Source organism: Coleofasciculaceae cyanobacterium, assembly GCA_036703275.1.
Classification (GTDB): Bacteria; Cyanobacteriota; Cyanobacteriia; order Cyanobacteriales; family Xenococcaceae; genus Waterburya.
On the sequence record DATNPK010000010.1, the window covers coordinates 1 to 19,700 of the forward strand.

Below are 19,700 nucleotides of genomic sequence, written 5' to 3' on the forward strand. Positions count from 1 at the left end.
TCATGGGGCGGCGGCTTTTGAGTAAGAAGATTCTTACTCAACCTCGACAGTTCCTATAACGGGGGGAACCCCCGCAACGGACTGTCTCGCAAAACGCGCCTTGCTTGCACCGCTTAGTTTGGTGGAAACCCCCAAGACCGCACTTTTGCCCTAAAGGATATGCCCTAAAGGACTAGCTTCGCGTCGCGGAGCGGTATGCTTTAGCATTTGCGAAGCTTATCCTTTAGGACTAACTTCGTGTCGCGCTTCGCGTCGTCCTTTAGAAAGAACTTGCGGTTAGGACTCAAGTAATCAATTTTATATTCATCAAATAGTTTGATGTCTAAAACCATAAATTCAAACTCGATCGAGTACTGCTAAACTAGATTTAACAATTGCTGGCACAATACGCTGACAAGCCATTTTCCCCCCACCAATATTTCTGGCGACAGGGCCAATTTGTAAGGCAGCTAGACCACCCATAATAAAAAAGTTTGATTTCGGCAGACGTAAATAGTCATCTAGTACGGGTAAACCGTTAACTATTTCTGTCGGATATGCTTGAAGCACATCTTTGAGTAAAGGATGGGCAGTCGCATTAAATCTCGTACCAGTGGCTAACCAGATACGGTTAAATTGATGTTTGCTTCCCTCAATACAGCTAACTTGCCAATAATTATTTTGCCATTGTGCCAAGCTGACTTGACCGCTTTCATTTATACTAATCTTTCCTTCATTCGTTACCTTTTTTAATTGCAGTATCATTTCTGGAGTCATCGAACCGCCGTTGCGTGCTTGCTGAATCATTTGCCAACGTGAATGCCAATCAGGATCAGCGTGGAAGTTTTTAAGATATTTTGGTCCCAACCAACCAGGATCGGCATCAAAGATTTTTTCTTGTAATTGTTTTCTCGTCATTAGAGTCACAGTTGCACCAAGATTTATTGCACCGATAGCTAAATGACCGCTAGTTAAGCCTCCACCAATGATTAAAATGCGTTCTCCCGTTAAATTAAGCTGGCGTAAATCTACTTGTTGAGAATGACATAATTTATCTGAGGGATAATTAGATGTAATTTGCTCTACCCAATCGGGAAGCTGAACTTTGCCACTTCCTGTAGCTAAAACTACTCTACGAGCAATTATAGTTTCTCCAGTATCTAAAACTAGTTGAAAACGTGAACGGGAAGATTGTTTAATTGAGAAAATTTGGCTAACTTTTGCTCGATAAACTTTATTTTCTAGCTTCCATCGATGAATTACTTCACCACAAAAATCGTTAAATAACTTTGTCCCTGGTCTATCGTAAGGTGGAAATAATTCATTCCGTCTACTTTCGGCAAATGTTCTTAATTGATGGGGATTAGAATCGGGATGATGTACCGCAGGCGATCGCAAATAAGGAATTTGTTGAGATGCAAATTGCTGCTGCCATTGACTCATCCATGTTCCCGCAGGATCGAAAACCAAAAACTTATTGTAGTGTTTGGCGCTTTTTTGTAGGAGGTGAGTCGTTAAACTAAGTGCCTGAACTCCTGCGCCGATAATGCCTATATCTATATAGTTGGGTAATTTCACTCGCTAAAAATAATGATAATAATTATCCACATCTCTATATAATAATGATTATCATTCTAATTGTCTAAAAACTAAAAGTAAGCCATCGCTTTTTATGTCTGCCCCTAGTCAAAACCCTCAACATCTTTCTTTACTCCATCGTCCTCGTCGTCTACGTCGCACAGCATCCTTACGACGGATGGTGGAAAACCAGCTAACAGTTAACGATCTGATTTATGCTGTCTTTGTTATAGAAGGAAAAAACCAACAACAAGAAATTCCTTCCATGCCAGACATTTATCGTTATTGCCTCGATTTACTTCTCAAAGAAATAACTGATGCTGCGAATTTAGGGATAAATGCGATCGCTCTATTTCCTCTCATTCCTACAGACAAGAAAGATAACGCAGGAAAAGAAAGCTATAATCCTGATGGTTTAGTACAGCGCACTGTAAGGGCAATTAAATAAGAAATCCCTCAAATCACCGTAATTACTGATGTCGCTCTCGACCCTTTTTCCACTTACGGTCATGATGGCATCGTTCAAGACGGCAAAATTCTTAATGACGAAACAGTAGAAGTGCTGGTTAAACAAGCAGTCTCCCAAGCAGAAGCAGGAGCAGACATGGTAGAGTCGGGACAATACGTCAAAGGTTAGATGCTGCTGGCTACTTTGATGTCGGTATCTTAGCTTATTCGGCTAAATACGCTTCAGCCTATTATGGTCCTTTCCGCGATGCTTTAGAATCTGCTCCCCAATTTGGTGATAAACAAACCTATCAAATGAATCCTGCTAATAGTCGAGAAGCAATTAAAGAGGTATCCTTAGATATTCCCGAAGGTGCAGATATCGTCATGGTCAAACCAGCTTTAGCTTATTTAGATATAATTGGTCGCATCAAGGAATATACCAACTTACCCGTATTGTGATTATTAGGCTCTCAAAGTCTATGCTATTCATGAAGAAGGATTATTAGATGGACAGCTTGGTAACTTCCATCTTCTGTCTTTTCTTCACTTTTTCCTAATTCACATTAGGCGTTTTATTTGCATTTTTATCTCAATTCATTTACAATTTATTTACAATTCAATTGCAATTGTAAAGTAAGGAGAAAGTAGATAAATTATGACGTTAGAGCAGTTGAAGATTTTTTTAGCTGTAGTAGAGCATTTACATTTTACTCGTGCTGCCAACGCTCTTTACATCACTCAACCTGCTGTTAGTGCGGCAATTCAAAATTTAGAAGGAGAGTACGGGGTCAAATTATTTCACCGAATTGGTCGTCATATTGAAATTACTGAAGCTGGAAAGCTTTTAGAAATAGAAGCACAGAAAATTTTAGACCGAGTAACCATAACTCAACGAGGTTTAAAAGAGTTAAATGATTTGCAAAAAGGAGAGCTGAAATTAGGAGCAAGTTTTACCATTGGCAACTACTGGCTGCCTGAAAAAATTAGCAAGTTTAAACAAATATATCCCAATCTTTCAATTAACTGTACTTTGGCGAATGCTGACAAAATTGCTACAGGGACAGTAAAAGGACTTTATGATCTAGGATTATTGGCAGGAGAAATTAAACCATCTCTACAAACCAATCTCGAACACAAAATAGTCGGAAGCGATCGCCTGCAAATTGTCGTCGGAAAATCTCACCCTTGGTATAAGCGTCATACAATTAATGTCCAAAAATTAGCCACAACTAACTGGATTATGCGCGAACCTGGTTCGGGAACGCAACAGATTTTTGAGCAAGCTTTAGTCAAATGGGGAATTTCGCTTAGTCAACTCCAAGTAATTTTTGTGTTAAATAGTAGCGAAATGATCAAAACCTTAGTAGAAAAAGGTATTGGTGCGTCTGCTGTTCCCGAACTAATGGTTAAAAAAGAAATCCAATTTTCGACGCTTCATTGTGTCAAAATCGAACATCCAACTCAAGATATAACTTTTGATATCATTAGACCAATTTTACTCATCAAGCATCATCAACGTTTTCAAACTAAGATTGCTAAAGTTTTTGAAGCAATGTTGATGAAACCAGACAATAAGATTGAACATTTTGCAGAAAGAATTGACAATGTAGAACAGAAGCAGAATAAGTTTTGAGCTTTTAGTTATTAGTTATTTTCTATTAAATCATCTAGTTCTAGCTCTAACACTTTGCTATTATCACTACCCATAACCAAAGGTAGTTTACCGTCCCATTTTTCAATTGTTTGTTTTTTGAGCAGTTCGTTATTTAAAGTAGCTTGAATAAGTCCTTGTGCTTCGGCTTCTCCTTTAGCTAAATTTACTTTAGCTTCGGCTTCTTTTGCAGCTTTAATTGCGATAAATCCCGCTTTTTTGGCTTCTTGTTCGGCAATTTGTTTGGTTTCTACGGCTGTATATTCGGCTATAACTGCTTTAAGCACCTCTTCCACGGCTGGATCGATAATGCGATCGATTATTGAGCTTTTGTTACCAATTTGTTGAAAAACTAAGTTAGTTTTTTCGGGAATAATATGCCAATTGAGTGCAATATCAGTAAAGACATCTTGGAGATCTTTTGAAGATGCTTCTGCTAATTGTTCTTGTTTTTGTACCCGAACACTTAATTTTTCTACACTATTCACTACAGGAAGAATTACATGAATTCCTTCCGATAATACCTGTTGTACTTCGCCAAATTGCATTAATACTCCTCGTTCTCCTGCATTAACAATTACAAAAAAACGAGAAAACAATATAATCAAGGCTAAAGTCAAAAAAATTCTACTGGTAATAAAAATATCTTTATTAGTTTGACGATCTGATTTTGAATTTATATTTTTATCATTTAATTCTATATTCATAAATAGTTAAGGTTAATTTAAATTTTGTTTTATATTTCGTAGTACCATACTTCTTCTTCCCGCACTAAAATCCGACTAAGAGAAAGACGCTCAATGATTCCTTGTTCTTCTAATTGCTTTAAGGAACGAGTGATACTTACCCTAGTTACACCCAAAATTTCGCCTAGATCTTGGTGAGTAAGTTTAAAATCAATTAAATAGCCAATTTCTATTTGACGACCAAATTTTTTAGCTAGCCAAGTCAAAAACTTGATCAATACTATATCAAGTTTTTTAGAACTACGAATAATACTTAATTCCTCGAATTGCTGAATTTGATTCAGTAAATTTTCGGTTAATTGATGTCCATCTTCCCAAGCAAAACTAATTACTTCTACTGCCGTCAAACACTCGATTGTATAGGGAGCGATTTTAGATAAAGCTTGTCCAACCAGATCTCCCTGTCCCCATAAACCTAAAGTGACAATCGATCCATCTTCTAGCCAAGTTAAAGTGCGTACTATTCCTGCTTCAATTTTCCACAGATTATATGTATATGTAGCATCTGGAAAGATTGTACGGCGTTTAAAGCTATGATAAATACCTCGATCGCTCAAATTAAGCAAAGATGAAGAAGGAAACATAGGGAAAAATAATTACTAAATTTTTTCTAGTGAATTAATTAGGTTATTAGTAAATAAAGCCTAATAATTGTTTAATTAACTACTAGCTTTGTAACTAATTACTTAAGATCGAACAAAGGATTTTGTTTCTTTCAATTTAATAAATACTTGTTGCCCTGGTTGTAAAGCCAATTTAGAAAATTTATCTTGACTTAAATGAACGTTTAGCAGTAAATTTTTATCAATAATTAATTCAGCTTGGACTTGATAACCTAAATTTATTACTCGCTGCAATTTACCAGTTGCGACTTTTGCATTTTTTTCATTAGGAGAAGATAAGAGTTCGATATCGTGGGGACGGACAAAAACTTGATTTTCACGGGTTACTAATCCTTGCTGTTGGCAAAAGTTGAGATGAGCTGGCAAAACATTTACATCGCCAATAAAACTCATGACAAAAGGATTGGCAGGCAGATCATAAATTTCTGCGCTTGTTCCTACCTGTTCGATGTTACCGTGATTCATGATGACAATTTGATCGGCTACTTCCATGGCTTCTTCGCGATCATGAGTAACTAAAATGGTAGTAACCCCAACTCGTTCGTGAAATTTACGCAACCATGTACGCAATTCTTTGCGGACTTTGGCATCTAATGCACCAAAAGGTTCATCTAATAATAAAACTTGGGGATCTACAGCTAAAGCACGTGCCAGAGCAACTCTTTGTCTTTGTCCACCAGAAAGTTGAGTAGGGTAGCGATCGCTCAATCCTTGTAGTTGAATTAATTCTAATAGTTCTTCTACCTTTTTTTTGATCGCTACGGGAGAATACTTGCGAATTGTTAAACCAAAGGCAATATTTTGCCAGATGGTTAGGTGTTTGAATAAAGCATAATGCTGAAAAACAAAGCCAATGTTGCGCTTTCTAATATCGAGATGAGTAGTATCTTGCTTGTTAATGTAAATTTTGCCTGTATCGGGAGGTTCAAGACCAGCGATCGCTCTTAATAAAGTAGATTTTCCCGAACCTGAAGGTCCTAACAAAGCGACTAGACTACCCGAATCTATTTTTAAATTGATTTGATTTAAAGCTTGAAAATTGCCAAATTGTTTTGATACTTTTTCAATGACAATACTCATATTTTTTTTTGGAGCGAGTGAATGTTGTCAGATGGATCTATTTTTTAAAATTATTATTTATTTGCCGAGCAAGTTCAACAAATATTTTTTTTAGCTTGTGAGAAGCAAAATTTATTTTTCGCTAAACATCTATTTAGATTCATAGTTGCTCTTAAATAAACTCGAAATTTACCATGTTTTCTACTGCTGACTCTTCAGTCATTTTGCTGTCTAGACTTTATAATATCGTAGATTTTGATTTAAAAACTGTAAAAAGATGTTCAATAAATTTTAGTTATCAAATCAACAAAAAAGAGTATTTGATTTTATTAAGAGATTTTTCTAAAGTGAAATAGTCCTTGGAAAGTGAGGGGCTGTGACTCGAATCGAATCCGAGTCCTTGAAAGCCTCGTCAGCCGGCAAAAACTGAAAAAGGGTCTAAAAGTTGAAGTTTGGATCTTTATATCCAATCGAGAGAATCATGCAATAATGTTTTCTTTTACTTGTTTTTAATTTATATCACCTTGACTTGTGGTTGGTTTATCTGGCAAAAAACCCGTTTTCCAGGAATCACTAGATCGATGAAACGAAGTATGGAAGAAATTCAATAACAGTTGAATACTCCTAAAAAAGTAGCCATTCCTTCGATGTTAGCAGGACAGCTACCCCCCAACTCAAGCAGATCGTATCAACAAAAAGATTGAGGAGCAACAATAAAATAATGAGTGAATTAGTTACGACGATTCCTACAGGTGTGACTGCCTTTTTTGCCACTAACTTAGACGATATTCTCGTTCTATTGGTCTTTTTTTCACAGGTCAATGATTCTTTTCGTCGCCGACATATTGTATTGGGTCAATATATTGGCTTTACTATTCTGGTTTTAGCTAGTTTACCTGGTTTTTTTGGTAGCTTAATTTTACCTAAACCTTGGATTGGATTATTGGGGATTGTTCCCATAGTTATCGGGATCGGTCGTTTGTTAGAAGAGCAAACTGACGATCTCGCAGAGTTAGAATCAGAAATAACTTCAGAATCTTCTTTCTTAAGCTTTCATATCTCCTCAAACCTGTGGAGTAGCAGCGGTTACTTTTGCCAATGGAGGTGATAATATCGGTATTTATGTACCATTATTTGCTCACGCTACTTGGTCTAGTTTACTGGTGATTGTGGGAGAATTCTTTTGGTTAGTGGGTATTTGGTGTTACGTTGCCTATAAACTGACTCAAACAAAAGCGATCGCCGATTTGTTAACCAGTTATGGCAATAATTTAATTCCTTTTGTCTTAATGGGCTTGGGTATTTTAATCTTGCTAGATAGCCAAACTCTCTTAGATCCGACTTTAACCGTTATCGCTTTACTGGTAAGCAGTTTTGCTTTGATGAGTTTGAGTAAAAATAAGGAACAGCTAGCTGAAGCTCAATTAGACGAGTAAACTAGATTATGAGTTGGTGGATACAAGCTGCGATCGCAGGAAGTACAGCATTTATCGCAACTAATGTTGATGATATATTGATCTTGATGTTGTTCTTCTCCCAAACCAATAGCTCATTTCGTCGCTAACACATTGTAGTCGGTCAGTATTTGGGGTTTATAGCTTTAGTCATAGCTAGTCTACCTGGCTTCTTTGGTGGTTCGATCGTACCGCAAGCCTGGAGCGGATTACTAGGCTTTGTTCCAATTGCGATCGCTATTAGTAATCTAATTAACAACAAGGAAGATGAGCAAGAAGTTCAAGCAGTTTCAAATTCTAATACAGTAGCCAAAAATCTACTTGTTGTAATCGCACCCCAAACTTATAAGGTTGCAGTCGTCACCTTTGCCAATGGTGGAGACAATATTGGTATTTATGTACCATTATTTGCAAATAGTAATTTAGCTAATCTAGCGGTTATTTGCTTAACTTTCTTGGTCTTAATTGGAGTGTGGTGTTATCTGGCTTATCGCTTGACTCGCCATAAAGCGATCGCTCGGGTCTTAACCAAATACGGGGAGCGTATTGTACCCTTTGTTTTGATTGGTTTAGGAATCTTCATTTTACTCGAAAGCGGTACTTACCAACTTTTAACTTCAACCCAATTCAAGTAAACAAAAGTTTTCTTTTGTTCAAATTACTTTATCTTCGTTGCCAATGACGAATGACTAACAACTAATAAATAAATAAGGAGAAAATTCATGAAACTCTGGAAAACTATTTTCTTAAGTTTGTTACTCTGTTTAAATTTCGCGATCGCTGCACCAGCCTTAGCCGATAAACCAAATTTTCAAGATAATCCCGATTATATTGAAATAACCGACAATCTCAATCAGTTATTTGAGGCAAAAGCTAACAAAACCTTCCCAGAAGGACTAACCTCCAGCCAAGTAGACCAAAAAATTACGCGACTACAATTGGCAAAATATATTATAGAAAATGGCGAAGACAATACAGAATGTCGTAACGAAACAGGAAAAAGTATCGCAGTTTACGGTTCTAAAACCAAAAAAACTGATGATAATTATGATAACGCTCTTTATCTTTTGCCAGATGGTCAAACCACTGACGAAGATTGGAATTGTGAGGGGGTTTATCTACCCAATGATGTTAAGGTAGCAGGTTTAGATTTAGATAGTGCAGTAGCAGCTAAAATTCTCAAAGGCACTAAACTAATAGTTACAGTTAATCCAGACACTGGCGTTTATGACTTAAATCTTCCTCCAGCCAAACTATTTAAAGCTGGCGAAGCTAACTGGGATATTCCCGATCTAACTCAAGCAAGTTTTGATGTTCAATATCCCACAGCACCAGTTGATGATTAATTTTCTCTTAAAAACTGAGCAAAGTTATAGTTGGGTTGGAAACCGTGAAACCCAACATCAATAAGAATTTGGTTGGGTTACGCTACCGTCTATCGCTAATCCAACCTACGCAATTAAAACCTTGACTTTTGACTTTAGAGATTTTCTTGATGTTGTTGTTACCATTCAAATTTATCAAACCAGAAAAAAATCAAACAAATTCAGAACAACCAAAACGCAGAAATTCTTCCCGTATCAGAGATCATTTAGCTAATGAACGCACATATCTAGCCTGGATGCGGACAGCAATTTCATTGATGGGTTTTGGGGTTGTCATAGTACGTTTGCGTTTTTTTAAACCACCTCTAACTAATACTCCTGGTAATGGTTGGAAATTAGGATTAATTTTTTCTTTGGTAGGTTTGGTGACAGTATTGCTTTCAACTCATCATTACTTTGCCGTGCGTCACGACATTGATGAAGACACTTATGAACCAGCAGATCGTTGGGTGTTAGTTTTTAGTATTGCTGTAGTACTTTTGGGTGCAGGCATTATTTACTATGTCTTTACTTTGCCTCTTAATCCAATTAATACTCTTGTATTTGAGTAATGGCGTTGCTGATTTAAGTAATGACGTATTTGCGTAGCTTATCCTTTAGGACAAAATATTACTGTTGGGAGCTTCAGAGCTTTTAAAAAATGCTCAACTATGATCTTAGTGAAATATTGTGAAAAAGCTTTACGGCAAGCTCAGTATAAGACACTGGAAGATAGTACATGGTTTGCTGAAATAGATGGCTTTGAGGGAGTTTGGGGCAATGGGGATACTGTAGAAGATTGTCGAACTGATTTACTCGAAGCTTTAGAAGAATGGGTAATTTTGAAATTACAGGATGGAGAGCAATTGGCTGTAGTCGATGGAGTGGCAATTAAAGTTTCGGAAGTTGCACAAGTATAGTTATGCCTTCCAATATTTCTCGTAGAGAGTTAATCAAAAAACTCAAGGCACTTGGTTTTACAGGACCGTTTTCTGGTGGTAAGCACCAATTTATGAAAAAAGGCAGCAAAAATTTCGTGTTCCTAATCCTCATAAAAGTGCCAAAGTTTCAATTAGTTTAGTCAAAGAAATCCTCAGACAAGCAGGAATTAGTGACAGTGAATGGGATAATGCTTAACCGAGTTGAGTGATTTTAGGATAATAGCGATCGCAGGTTATTATTTTGCTCAAAAAAGTGATCGCAATTTATAAAAATCTCTACAATTACTTCTATTTATCGTTTTGAAAAAAAATAATATTTGTTTTTATTAAATACAAACCATAGTATTAAATTAAGCAACTACTTAAGATATCTGACAATAGCTATCACTTCCAAAAAGCCTAAATATTTAGGAATTATTTCAAAAGCTTGTCAGCTTATTCAAGTCTTTATAAAATTAACTTAAGGAGTAATTTAATGAACGTAAAATTTTCTCAAAAACTAACTAAAGTACTTTCAACTATACTTTGTTTAGTATTAGTTGTGGCATTTTCGCTCTTTAACCAGGCTGATGCTAACGCTTTCACAAAATTGCCAGAAAAACCTTCTTTTCGTGGATTTTCTTCTCCTCAAACAACTATTAAAACTACTGAACCTACAGCTACCGAATCAACATCAATTCCTACTTTCGAATCAACTAAATTTCCAGTAATAACACCTCAAGAATCTGTTTCTAGTAATTTAACTCGTTTATTACAAACTAATGAGTGTGTTGGTTGTAATCTTGCTGGTGCGGCTTTAAAAGACACTAATTTACAAGCAGCCAACTTAGAGGGAGCAAATTTACAGGGAGCAGATTTAGAAAGAGCGAACTTACAACAAACAAACTTGCTGGGTGCAAATTTACAAGGCGCAGACTTAGGTAAAACCAATGTTGCTGGAGCAAATTTAGCTAACGCCAATTTATTTGATGCAGACTTAGAAAAAGCAAATCTAGAAGGCGCAGATTTGGAAAAAACTAATTTAGCATCTGCCAATATGCAGGGAGCAAATTTGCAAGGAGCAGATTTAGAAGACGCAATCTTACCAACTGCAATGGTAATTCGTTAAATAAAAGTAACTAGATAATTTTATCTAGTATTTAGTTAAGATAACGTTCCCAATCACCCGCCGCAGATAACCTCAAACGCTCACAGATAACCCCTCGGCGGTCGGTGTGCATTGGGATTGTTATGCCGTCGCATAGGACAGAGATTAATGATAAATTGTGAATAACGGAGCTTCCAACTTTGTGTCATCGTGCTAAACGGGCTACTAGCATAACCACATGAACCACGATATGAGAAATCATTGCCGCTTCAAGACCTTTACGCCAGTAGAGATAACCTGCTATTAAGCCAAAAACTGAATTACCTACAATTACATAAGTAATAACTGAAATAGTTACCTGTGTTCCTAGTACGAAGACAAGGGGTAAATGACCCAAGCCGAAGAGAAATGCTGAAAGGGCGATCGCTGCTACAAAGCACAATGTAGACGGTTCACCTTGACCTTGTGAAAAAACTCGCCAACCGAGCCATACTAAAAGCGTCATCATTCCCCATCGAAGCAGCAACTCTTCGGTAATACCTCCATAAAGAATGCGAGTTAAAAATGGGGTGCTGCTTGATAGAGTCTCAGCCTTCATGACAAAATCTGAAGGCAGAAGGAACTTGGCGCAGAACTGGATGGCGGTCAGTACAATACCTCCTACCAAACCACCAATAATCCCTGGAAGCACCTGAGGTTGAATAGCTAGACTCATTGAAGTTCTATTGGCTATTGCCTCAGCTAATGGTGTTGATAATCTAACTTTATGCGCCAGAATAACACCGACTAATATAGCAATAGATAGAAGGAAGGTTGGCTGAATCAAGGAAAGCAGTTTGATGCCCCAAAGAGGCAGTTGTAATTCTTCACTTTCAGAAATAGGTAAGTTCATCCACCAAAGCGAGATGACACCTGCCATGCCCGTTATCCACAAAACTGTAAATACCTTCATTGACATATTTACTCTAATACAGGCTGATTCCACGTCGAAATCCAACAGAATTTACCCTTCAAACACTCTATTACCAAGATACTTTCGGCATAACTATTTATTATACTGACGTTTTCCAGATAACTACCCTATATGGGGTATTTAAATAGAATAGTTTTATATAATACTCCAAATCTGGATGATTATACCGACAAATTCCGTATAACTACCTTGTATATGTGTATTAACTAGAAACTTTCAGTATAAATGTCGGAGCTATCTAAAATTTTTCAGAAATAACATTATTTTTTTGATTAAACTTATTGCAAAAATAAATTAACAATAAAAATTGATGTTTTTTTACTTTTGACTTTTTGACTTGACTTATTTAGAGTTTATAAAACTAATATAATGTTTATTCTTTAAGATTTTTCGTTAGTTAGTTGAGTTAAAAATAGCTTTCCCATTAATAAAACTACCATCGACCAAGCGATCGCAATCATCCAACCACCGGCAATATCACTAGGATAATGAACTCCTAAATAAAGGCGCGTCCAAGCAATACTGATAACGAATAAGCTACCGAAAATTACAGTCAACCAACGCCAGGAACTATTCCAGGTCAAAATTATTAAAACAAGGGCGAAAGACATACTAGACATGGCATGACCGCTAGGAAACGAGTAATCTGAGCCGACTTGATAAACTAATTCCCACAAATGAGGTCTGGCTCTATGTACTATGATTTTGCCTGTATAGCTAATAGTAATAGCACCTAAAAAAGTCATAGCTGTATAGATAAAAAAATTCCACCGTTTAGACAATAAAAAACTTAAAGCCATGCCTACAATTATAGAAGTAGTTATTTCAAAATCGCCCCACCTAGTTAATATTTCTGCTAATAAATTTAATTTTTCTCCCGCTTGAGCGTGAATTGTGAATAAGAGCGGTAATTCCCAACTCAAAGCACCTTCGTGGTTTTGCACTGCTAATAGAAGTATGACAAATATTTGTAATGGTAAATAAACTCCAACCAGCAGCAGGATTAATGAGTGATTTTGGCTCTGTTTAAGCAAAATATTTAAACCTATAAGTAAATTTGAAAAGATTAATTTCACACTGGAAAAACTAGCTTCCAGCTTACTAATTCTAAAATTATATAAGTTCCAAATCTCAATAGCCCTTGAGGTACTATCTGACAAAGTTTTGCTCCTAAGACTATTCCTGGTATCGATCCCAAGCAGATAGGTATAACTAAACTCCAGTCGACTGTTCCTAAACCAAGATGTCCTAAAGAGGTAGAAGTTAATAAAATTGCTGCTTGAGATATATCTGTTCCCACAAGTTTTCTAGAATCAAGCTGAAATAAAGAAATTAACACTAAAGCAAACATTGAACCAGAGGCGACACTGGTTAACCCAACTAAACAGCCTAAAATTGCGCCAATACTAATTGCCCCAAAACGTCCCCAATTACTTTCAAGATTGAACTTAGGTAATGAAGGTAATTTTAATTGAGGAAAAAGTTTTAATAATAATAACTGGGCGATCGCTATAGATGTAACAATTAAAATCATCATTCCCAGACTAAAAAGCAACAAGGCATCTAGTCCATCGCTGCTCTTTTCTCTCAGCAAGTGTAAAATTCCTATTCCTACTAAAGAACCAGGAACACTCCCACAGGCTAGCCACTTTACTACTTGCCCATCAATCGTCTTTTGTTGCCAGTGTTTAATACTACCAAATGTTTTCATAAATGTAGCAGCGACAATATCGGAACTAATAGCGACTGAGGGGGGAACTTGAAACACAAAGACTAACATGGGGGTAATTAGAGATGCTCCTCCTACTCCCGTCAAACCCACAAGAGTCCCAATTAAAAAGCTAAGAGATGATAGCAATAAATAATTCATACTTTAATATTTCTGTTTAAACCCCGTCTATTGGTAGTTATTAACCAATAACCTCGAAGATTTTAATTAATTGGCACAAAGGATTTAAGAGTTAAAGATTCTCCCTGGGTAAATAAATCAGGAGTACTAAGGATGTTGAACTGTAATAAAAGCAAGATGATCGCTGTGTAAACAGTTGAAGAAGCGAGTCCCATCAATAACTCTTTTTGGAAATTACGCTCTTGGGATTGTTCTTGAACTACATCCAATACCCCTAACTGCATCAAGAGAATTCCCAAGACATTAGAAAGCCAGTAACCTGCGATCGCACAAGGTAAGAATAAGTTGGCAGAAAATTGAGCGCATATATAGCCGAAAAAATAAGCGATCGGCAGATTAAAAAATAAATCGTTCCACCAAGACAAAGGCGAGAGCATAAATCCCAAACCTACTAGTACTAAACCTTTGAGTTTCTTTAAAGAATTCACTGTCTTAAAATTTTGCAGCATTTATAATCTCTCCATTTGCCTTTGCTTTGAATTTTATTTGAATTTTAATTCAATTATAAATGATTTTTAATCCAAGAGCAAAATTGAAGAATTTTTCGAGTAGACAACTTCAGGTGACGATTAACTTACAACAGTTTTTATGCTTAATAGACTACGTTGTTAATTAATTAGTTTTTAGCTTTGCCTCTGCTGCTTCGCTTTTCGCGCTTTTAGCTTTTCAGATTAAACTTGTGTATCCTACTCAACCCAAAAGCGCAGTAAGTGGTATTGTTTGTCTCAGAGCATGATTAAATTGCTCCAGGTAATTTTTTTTGCCTGCCTCTTTTGCTACCGCTTGATGTAATTGTCTAGAAAAAACTGGTAGTGAAACAACTGTCTGTGGCATGATTCTAAAGAAGAGGACAGTAAGTAAAAAAGTCTAGATGGAATGTCTTCTTTGTGGTTATCCAATAGCTCACCAACACAAAAAACAACCAAAAGAATTCAGCGATCCAAGTGTTTTAATTGCGATGGAACTTTTCCCGAAAAGATTTAGCTATCCAACAGTTCTTTGATGCACTACTAATTCTCAACTTTCTAACCTGGATGAATTACATTGCTTTCTCGATCGCACTTTAAAGGAATTAACCCCTGAGTTTATTGTTTCTCTCTGCGGATATCCTTTTATTCTTGATGCTTTATCTGTCGCAAACATTTATTGATTTGGTATAACCTCTAAGTATTAAATATTTAAATCTCTATAAAAGTTTGAGAAAACTATCTAAATCTATTTTTGTTTGCTTGAGAATCTTAGCTAACGTAGAACGCTTTACTGGTTTATCTGCAGGGACGGTTATTTTAAGAGTTTCATCAGATAATTTCTTTTCTAATCTAATGTGACTACCACGTTGGCGAACAACTATCTAGCCATCTCTTCTTAAAGCAGCAATAATTTTCTGGTAAGAAAGACTGGGGACTTTGCTCATTGAGTAGTTGTTCCCATGATGGGGTTGGTTTCTCCCACGATTTCGCCCACTAAAGCATTAACTAAAGAGGTTTTTCCTGCCGATCCTGTGCCAAAGATAACTACCTTGACTTCCCCTCGCTGGAGATCCGCCTCAATTTGTCGAGATCTACCCAATAAAGCTTTTTTAATCACTCGATCTCGTTGATTATAGTTATCTAATAGCAATTAAGTAGAGATCGCACTCTACGCCTTAACATCTAGCTTAAACTCAGGCTAACAAAGCTATTCATCTCACATACCCATATCTTGCATGAAAAGTAGCCATAATAAAATAGCCTATATTACGTACATTTTAATTGCCTTAAATTTATTGATATATGCCTTAGAAATCAAATTAGGAGGCAGTCAAAGCGCTCTTGCATTGGAACGTTTGGGCGCATTAATTCCTCAGAAAATTCTAGCAGGAGAATGGTGGCGGTTGATCGGGGCTAATTTTCTACATTACGGTTCATTTCATTTGGCAACTAATATGTTGGCGCTTTTTTTTATTGGGCGTTTAATTGAATTGAGCTTGGGGGCAAAATATTATCTAACTATATATTTATTCAGTGGTATTGGCTCAATGCTCACTTTTACGCTACTAGCTTTTAGGTTGGGTTTAGACAATGCTTTTTTAGTCGGCGCGTCAGCAGCAATTATGGGGCTAATCGGCGCAAATTTGGCGTATATCGCTCCAAATTTGTCTGTACTAGTTTGGTTAGGGTTATTGGTGACATCAAGAATAACGGCCGCTCCGTTGGTTCTGCGTGTAAGATCGGCTACCTGGGTTAAAACGGCGATCGCACTCTTGAAGCTATGAACCGCACCTAAAATAACTGTTGGGGTAACTAAATTAGCTTTAGTCGGATCTACCTCATCTAAAGTCTGAGGAGGAATAATCGGGGGAAGTTTAATATTTGCTAGATCCATCTCTTAATAAGTATTTTATGATATTTCAACGGGTTATTCCCGTCTAAGTTTCACGATCTAAGATGAGTGGAAATTATTTTACTGCGGATTTCTTAGCAGCTTCTATTGCTTCTCGTTCTGCTCGGTCTAGGTTGAGCTTTGCTCTCAGAATTATTTTAAAATAGGCTAGTTGATTGTTCCAAGCAGATCGCGGTAATAGAGGAGGAATTTCTGCCCGAGTTTGAAGTTTCTTGGATGACGAGTTTATCGACTCGATCTGTTTATTAGTAGCTAGGGTATTGACCGAAGAAATTGGATTAGTAGACACGATCGTATACGGTTAATTATTGACAAAGTTGGCTATAGTTTTTAATTACTCAAACTAGCTAGAGATGCGACTGGCTCCGATTCAGATTCCCAGCTTTGCGTCCAGTCAATGCGATCGTTAGTAAAATGAAGCGGATCGTTATCTATCCAAGGAAGATCGATTGGCTCTTCGATAATTTCAAAAATACCGTTATCGAAAGGTAGACCCGGCGCTCGAACTTTAGGAACGACACGCTCCCTGAGTCCTTGCTTGGCTAGAGTAAGAGCGCGATGGTGACAATAAGGATTGTTACCTCGGCGATTGAAGAATACGTGAGCTGTCCAAGAGCATCCGCCACGACAGAGTTCGGCAAATTCACAACTCTTACAGAAACCCCATAAGTGAGAAGTTCCTTGAGGAGTATCCGCTCCTAGATTGAACCGCAGTTCCTCGGCCTGTTCGACAATTGACCGCAGAGAATGGTCTCGAATATTGCCACCAACATAAGTTGAAGTTGGCAAAAAAGGACAACCCTTGATTGCGCCATCTGCTTCAATACCCAAGGTAGACAGTCCCGCACTACATCCCTGCCAAAATTTCCAAGCATCGGTGTCGCCGCGCCCTCTTAGCAGTCGCTCGTAAGGACCGTAATAACCGATATTGTTGCCTGCCTGTACCTTTACTCCTTCACGGTATGCCCTCTGAACTACACGAGCGACCATGGGATACACATCTAGTAATTCCAAGGGCTGTAAGAGAATATCGTAGTTGTCGGCAGCATTTCCCATGGGGACTGTCAACTGGATTTGCCAGGCAAAAATGCCCGCATCTCGAATTCGTTCGTATATTTGAGGAAATTCTAGTGCAGAAAGACGATTAAATCTTTCAGACCATTGTTTTCCAACATTTCGAGTGTGCCAGTTTCAAATTCTTCGGAGGTAAATTCATAACCTTCCTCTCGCATTTTTTTCATGCATTCTTCAGATGAAATAGCATTTTCCAGTAAGTTGCGAAAGTCTCGATCTCGAACTACTCGTTTGTAGAAATTGATGATTTTTGCTAACAACATTTACTTTCTCCAGATCCCAATAATACAAATAAAACCCAACCAACTATAGAAAGTCTTCCAATTTGGCACTATTTACTATTTGTTAAAGTCGTAAAATATAAGGCACAACTGCTTAATAGCTTAGATAAAATTCGCCCAAGCCATATAGAGCAATATGTTCGGTTGTTTATTTGATTGGAATGTTAAAGAGATTTGGTTGATCTTTTAGAAATCATCAGTACAGTGGTAAGATTTTTGACATTGCGATCTATTTTCACAACTTCTTCAAAATTAAAGAATAATTTAAGTGCTATATCGCTCAAAAAAATAGGTTTAAATAGACTATCTTGATTTAATAGAACTTAATTGAGTTAAGCAATATTACAATAATGTTTGAAAAATATATAGGCAATGGTTTTATAATGACTGTAAGTTAATTTACATAAAAGCTCGCTTTTGAACTGTAGCCAATATATTTTTCTTCGTATTAAAACAGCCTACTTAAGCTTTTTTGTTTGATTAAATCAAATTAGCCTCAAAATTAAGCATGTAATTACCAAATTCATATTAAAGACAATGGAATTACTGTCAAAACTTTTCGCTCGCGTGAGATCCAATTCCAATCAAGAGAATTTTGAGCTATCAGTTACAGAAAAAGCTGAACTCGATGAAATGGCCAGCGAATCTAGTCTCCAAGAGAATTATTCTACTTCGATGAATGGCAATGGAGAATTAGTTCATTGGTCTCCTTCTTTACAATCTTTGTTAGATGAACCTCCATCTAGCTTGCCCCAGCAACTAGTTTTTGGAGGAATAGCCTTTTGCTTGGCTATTATTACTTGGTCTTGGTTCGGACAAGTTGAAGAAATCGGCAAAGCACGAGGAAAATTAATACCTAACGGTGAAACCTACAAGGTAGAGCCAGTCGAGTTGGGTAGAGTAAGCCAGATTAATGTCAAAGAGGGAGATAGAGTCAAAGCAGGAGAAATTTTAGTAAAGCTAGATGATGAACTAGTAACCAAAGAAGCCGACAGCCTCAAACAGATGCTTGCTGCTTACCAAATAGAATTGCGCCAGATGCAGACTTTATTGGAAAGAGTCCGTTCCCAAGCGCGAACCGATGAAAAAATTGCCGAGGCTGAGTCTCTCGGCTATCAATCTACTCTAGCTCTCGCCCGAGAAAAAGTGGCAATTTCCCGCCAACTATTAACTCAACGGCAGACAGAAATAGCGGCCCATCAAACCAAACAAACCCAGTTAAAACCAATTTCTGGCTTGATGCAAGAACGTTTGAAGCAACTCAAGTTAGAGGAAGCTGTCCATCAGAAACGACTCGAAAGACTCAGACCTCTCGAACGACAGGGAGCAATTTCTCAAGAGTTTATTTTTGAAGCCGAACAGGGACAGCGTCAAATTCAACAGCAGCTTATTCAAAGTAAATTGCAAGAGACAACTAATACTAGAGAACAGCTTTTTGAAGCGGAACAGTCGCTGCGGGAGCTTCAAGTAGGAATTACGCAAAATCGAGGTGAACTTACTTCAGCTTTGAAAGAAGTCGAGCGGCTTGAGGCGGAGTTGAGACAAAAACTTGCAGAAAGACAAAAAATTCAACTCGAAGCCAAACAAAAGATCGAGCAATCTGAAGTAGAAATTACTCAAATAGAAACAAAAATTGCTGAAACTAAAAATCAGCTATCTAGTGTTAAAACCAAATTAGAACAAAATTATCTTAAATCTCCCATTAATGGCACGATTCTATCTCTCGATGTCCAAAACTCTGGCAAGGTCATTCAGGCAGGACAAACCGTTGCTGAAATTGCCCCCTATGGCGAGCCGCTAGTTCTTTCTACCGTTATACCGAATAAAGAAGCAGGTTTTGTAGAAGTGGGAATGCCCGTGCAGGTTAAATTTGATGCTTATTCCTATCAAGATTATGGAGTCGTTCCGGGCAAAGTTATCTCGATTTCTGGCGACAGCAAATCAAACGAACAGAAAGATGAAGTCTATGGAGTAAAAGTTGCGCTTCAGCGCAATTATATTACCGCTGATGGCAAAGAAATTAAATTTAAACCAGGTCAAACAGCAGTTGCCGATATTGTCATTCGCCGTCGTCGCCTTCTAGACGTTTTCCTAGAACCCATCAAGCAGATAGAGAAAGACGGGATCGATTTATAAAGCTAAAGTTCAA

General features: G+C 37.3%; 22 protein-coding genes and 1 pseudogene. 10 read left to right on the top strand and 13 right to left on the bottom strand.

Annotation, left to right across the window (positions count from 1 at the left end; all coding sequences use genetic code 11):
* Positions 1-336 precede the first annotated feature (336 nt).
* Entirely contained in the window at positions 337-1,557 is a 1,221-nt protein-coding gene (locus V6C71_00720; GenBank protein HEY9767013.1) for an FAD/NAD(P)-binding protein, read from the bottom strand.
* Positions 1,558-1,735: 178 nt separating this feature from the next.
* On the opposite strand from V6C71_00720, the pseudogene hemB reads away from it, so the two are divergent.
* Positions 1,736-2,466 (top strand): annotated as a pseudogene (gene hemB, locus V6C71_00725) (porphobilinogen synthase).
* Between the two features lie 196 nt (positions 2,467-2,662).
* On the top strand, positions 2,663-3,640 hold the full coding sequence (locus V6C71_00730) for a LysR family transcriptional regulator (protein ID HEY9767014.1): 978 nt from the start codon (positions 2,663-2,665) through the stop codon (positions 3,638-3,640).
* Between the two features lie 11 nt (positions 3,641-3,651).
* On the opposite strand, the gene V6C71_00735 is transcribed toward V6C71_00730, so the two are convergent.
* From V6C71_00735 to cysA, 3 genes are all read right to left on the bottom strand, one after another.
* Complete coding sequence (locus tag V6C71_00735) at positions 3,652-4,365, bottom strand: prohibitin family protein (protein ID HEY9767015.1); 714 nt, start codon at positions 4,363-4,365, stop codon at positions 3,652-3,654.
* A gap of 29 nt (positions 4,366-4,394) precedes the next feature.
* Positions 4,395-4,988: a Crp/Fnr family transcriptional regulator gene (locus V6C71_00740; protein HEY9767016.1), complete on the bottom strand. Its 594-nt coding sequence runs from the start codon at positions 4,986-4,988 to the stop codon at positions 4,395-4,397.
* A gap of 102 nt (positions 4,989-5,090) precedes the next feature.
* The gene (gene cysA / locus V6C71_00745; protein ID HEY9767017.1) at positions 5,091-6,107 is read right to left on the bottom strand and encodes a sulfate ABC transporter ATP-binding protein; all 1,017 of its coding nucleotides are present in this window, start codon (positions 6,105-6,107) and stop codon (positions 5,091-5,093) included.
* A gap of 700 nt (positions 6,108-6,807) precedes the next feature.
* On the opposite strand from cysA, the gene V6C71_00750 reads away from it, so the two are divergent.
* The 7 genes from V6C71_00750 to V6C71_00780 all read left to right on the top strand — a co-directional run bounded on the left by V6C71_00750 (position 6,808) and on the right by V6C71_00780 (position 10,953).
* Complete coding sequence (locus V6C71_00750) at positions 6,808-7,194, top strand: cadmium resistance transporter (GenBank protein ID HEY9767018.1); 387 nt, start codon at positions 6,808-6,810, stop codon at positions 7,192-7,194.
* A gap of 10 nt (positions 7,195-7,204) precedes the next feature.
* On the top strand, positions 7,205-7,522 hold the full coding sequence (locus V6C71_00755; GenBank protein HEY9767019.1) for a cadmium resistance transporter: 318 nt from the start codon (positions 7,205-7,207) through the stop codon (positions 7,520-7,522).
* A 131-nt stretch (positions 7,523-7,653) separates the two neighbouring features.
* On the top strand, positions 7,654-8,175 hold the full coding sequence (locus tag V6C71_00760; GenBank protein HEY9767020.1) for a cadmium resistance transporter: 522 nt from the start codon (positions 7,654-7,656) through the stop codon (positions 8,173-8,175).
* Positions 8,176-8,262: 87 nt separating this feature from the next.
* Positions 8,263-8,886, top strand: a complete 624-nt coding sequence (locus V6C71_00765; GenBank protein ID HEY9767021.1) for a hypothetical protein — start codon at positions 8,263-8,265, stop codon at positions 8,884-8,886.
* Positions 8,887-9,014: 128 nt separating this feature from the next.
* Positions 9,015-9,476 (top strand): DUF202 domain-containing protein, encoded by a 462-nt coding sequence (locus tag V6C71_00770; GenBank protein ID HEY9767022.1) that lies wholly within the window; start codon positions 9,015-9,017, stop codon positions 9,474-9,476.
* A gap of 99 nt (positions 9,477-9,575) precedes the next feature.
* Positions 9,576-9,824: a type II toxin-antitoxin system HicB family antitoxin gene (locus V6C71_00775; protein HEY9767023.1), complete on the top strand. Its 249-nt coding sequence runs from the start codon at positions 9,576-9,578 to the stop codon at positions 9,822-9,824.
* 496 nt (positions 9,825-10,320) lie between these two features.
* The gene (locus V6C71_00780) at positions 10,321-10,953 is read left to right on the top strand and encodes a pentapeptide repeat-containing protein (protein HEY9767024.1); all 633 of its coding nucleotides are present in this window, start codon (positions 10,321-10,323) and stop codon (positions 10,951-10,953) included.
* A 184-nt stretch (positions 10,954-11,137) separates the two neighbouring features.
* Here V6C71_00780 and V6C71_00785 read toward each other — a convergent pair whose 3' ends face one another.
* The 9 genes from V6C71_00785 to V6C71_00825 form a co-directional block, all read right to left on the bottom strand.
* A complete protein-coding gene (locus V6C71_00785) occupies positions 11,138-11,884 on the bottom strand; it encodes a CPBP family intramembrane glutamic endopeptidase (protein HEY9767025.1) in 747 nt (248 codons plus the stop codon).
* A gap of 401 nt (positions 11,885-12,285) precedes the next feature.
* Positions 12,286-12,939 carry a phosphatase PAP2 family protein gene (locus tag V6C71_00790; protein HEY9767026.1) on the bottom strand — a complete coding sequence of 218 codons (654 nt, stop codon included), beginning with the start codon at positions 12,937-12,939 and terminating at the stop codon, positions 12,286-12,288.
* Positions 12,940-12,977: 38 nt separating this feature from the next.
* Positions 12,978-13,775, bottom strand: a complete 798-nt coding sequence (locus tag V6C71_00795) for a sulfite exporter TauE/SafE family protein (protein HEY9767027.1) — start codon at positions 13,773-13,775, stop codon at positions 12,978-12,980.
* A 62-nt stretch (positions 13,776-13,837) separates the two neighbouring features.
* A complete protein-coding gene (locus V6C71_00800; protein HEY9767028.1) occupies positions 13,838-14,263 on the bottom strand; it encodes a hypothetical protein in 426 nt (141 codons plus the stop codon).
* Between the two features lie 961 nt (positions 14,264-15,224).
* Complete coding sequence (locus V6C71_00805) at positions 15,225-15,434, bottom strand: GTPase (GenBank protein HEY9767029.1); 210 nt, start codon at positions 15,432-15,434, stop codon at positions 15,225-15,227.
* A 360-nt stretch (positions 15,435-15,794) separates the two neighbouring features.
* Complete coding sequence (locus V6C71_00810) at positions 15,795-16,178, bottom strand: hypothetical protein (GenBank protein ID HEY9767030.1); 384 nt, start codon at positions 16,176-16,178, stop codon at positions 15,795-15,797.
* Positions 16,179-16,251: 73 nt separating this feature from the next.
* The gene (locus V6C71_00815) at positions 16,252-16,485 is read right to left on the bottom strand and encodes a hypothetical protein (protein ID HEY9767031.1); all 234 of its coding nucleotides are present in this window, start codon (positions 16,483-16,485) and stop codon (positions 16,252-16,254) included.
* A 41-nt stretch (positions 16,486-16,526) separates the two neighbouring features.
* On the bottom strand, positions 16,527-17,252 hold the full coding sequence (locus tag V6C71_00820) for an SPASM domain-containing protein (GenBank protein HEY9767032.1): 726 nt from the start codon (positions 17,250-17,252) through the stop codon (positions 16,527-16,529).
* 71 nt (positions 17,253-17,323) lie between these two features.
* A complete protein-coding gene (locus V6C71_00825) occupies positions 17,324-17,533 on the bottom strand; it encodes a Nif11-like leader peptide family natural product precursor (GenBank protein HEY9767033.1) in 210 nt (69 codons plus the stop codon).
* A gap of 555 nt (positions 17,534-18,088) precedes the next feature.
* On the opposite strand from V6C71_00825, the gene V6C71_00830 reads away from it, so the two are divergent.
* Complete coding sequence (locus V6C71_00830; GenBank protein ID HEY9767034.1) at positions 18,089-19,687, top strand: HlyD family efflux transporter periplasmic adaptor subunit; 1,599 nt, start codon at positions 18,089-18,091, stop codon at positions 19,685-19,687.
* Positions 19,688-19,700: the final 13 nt, after the last annotated feature.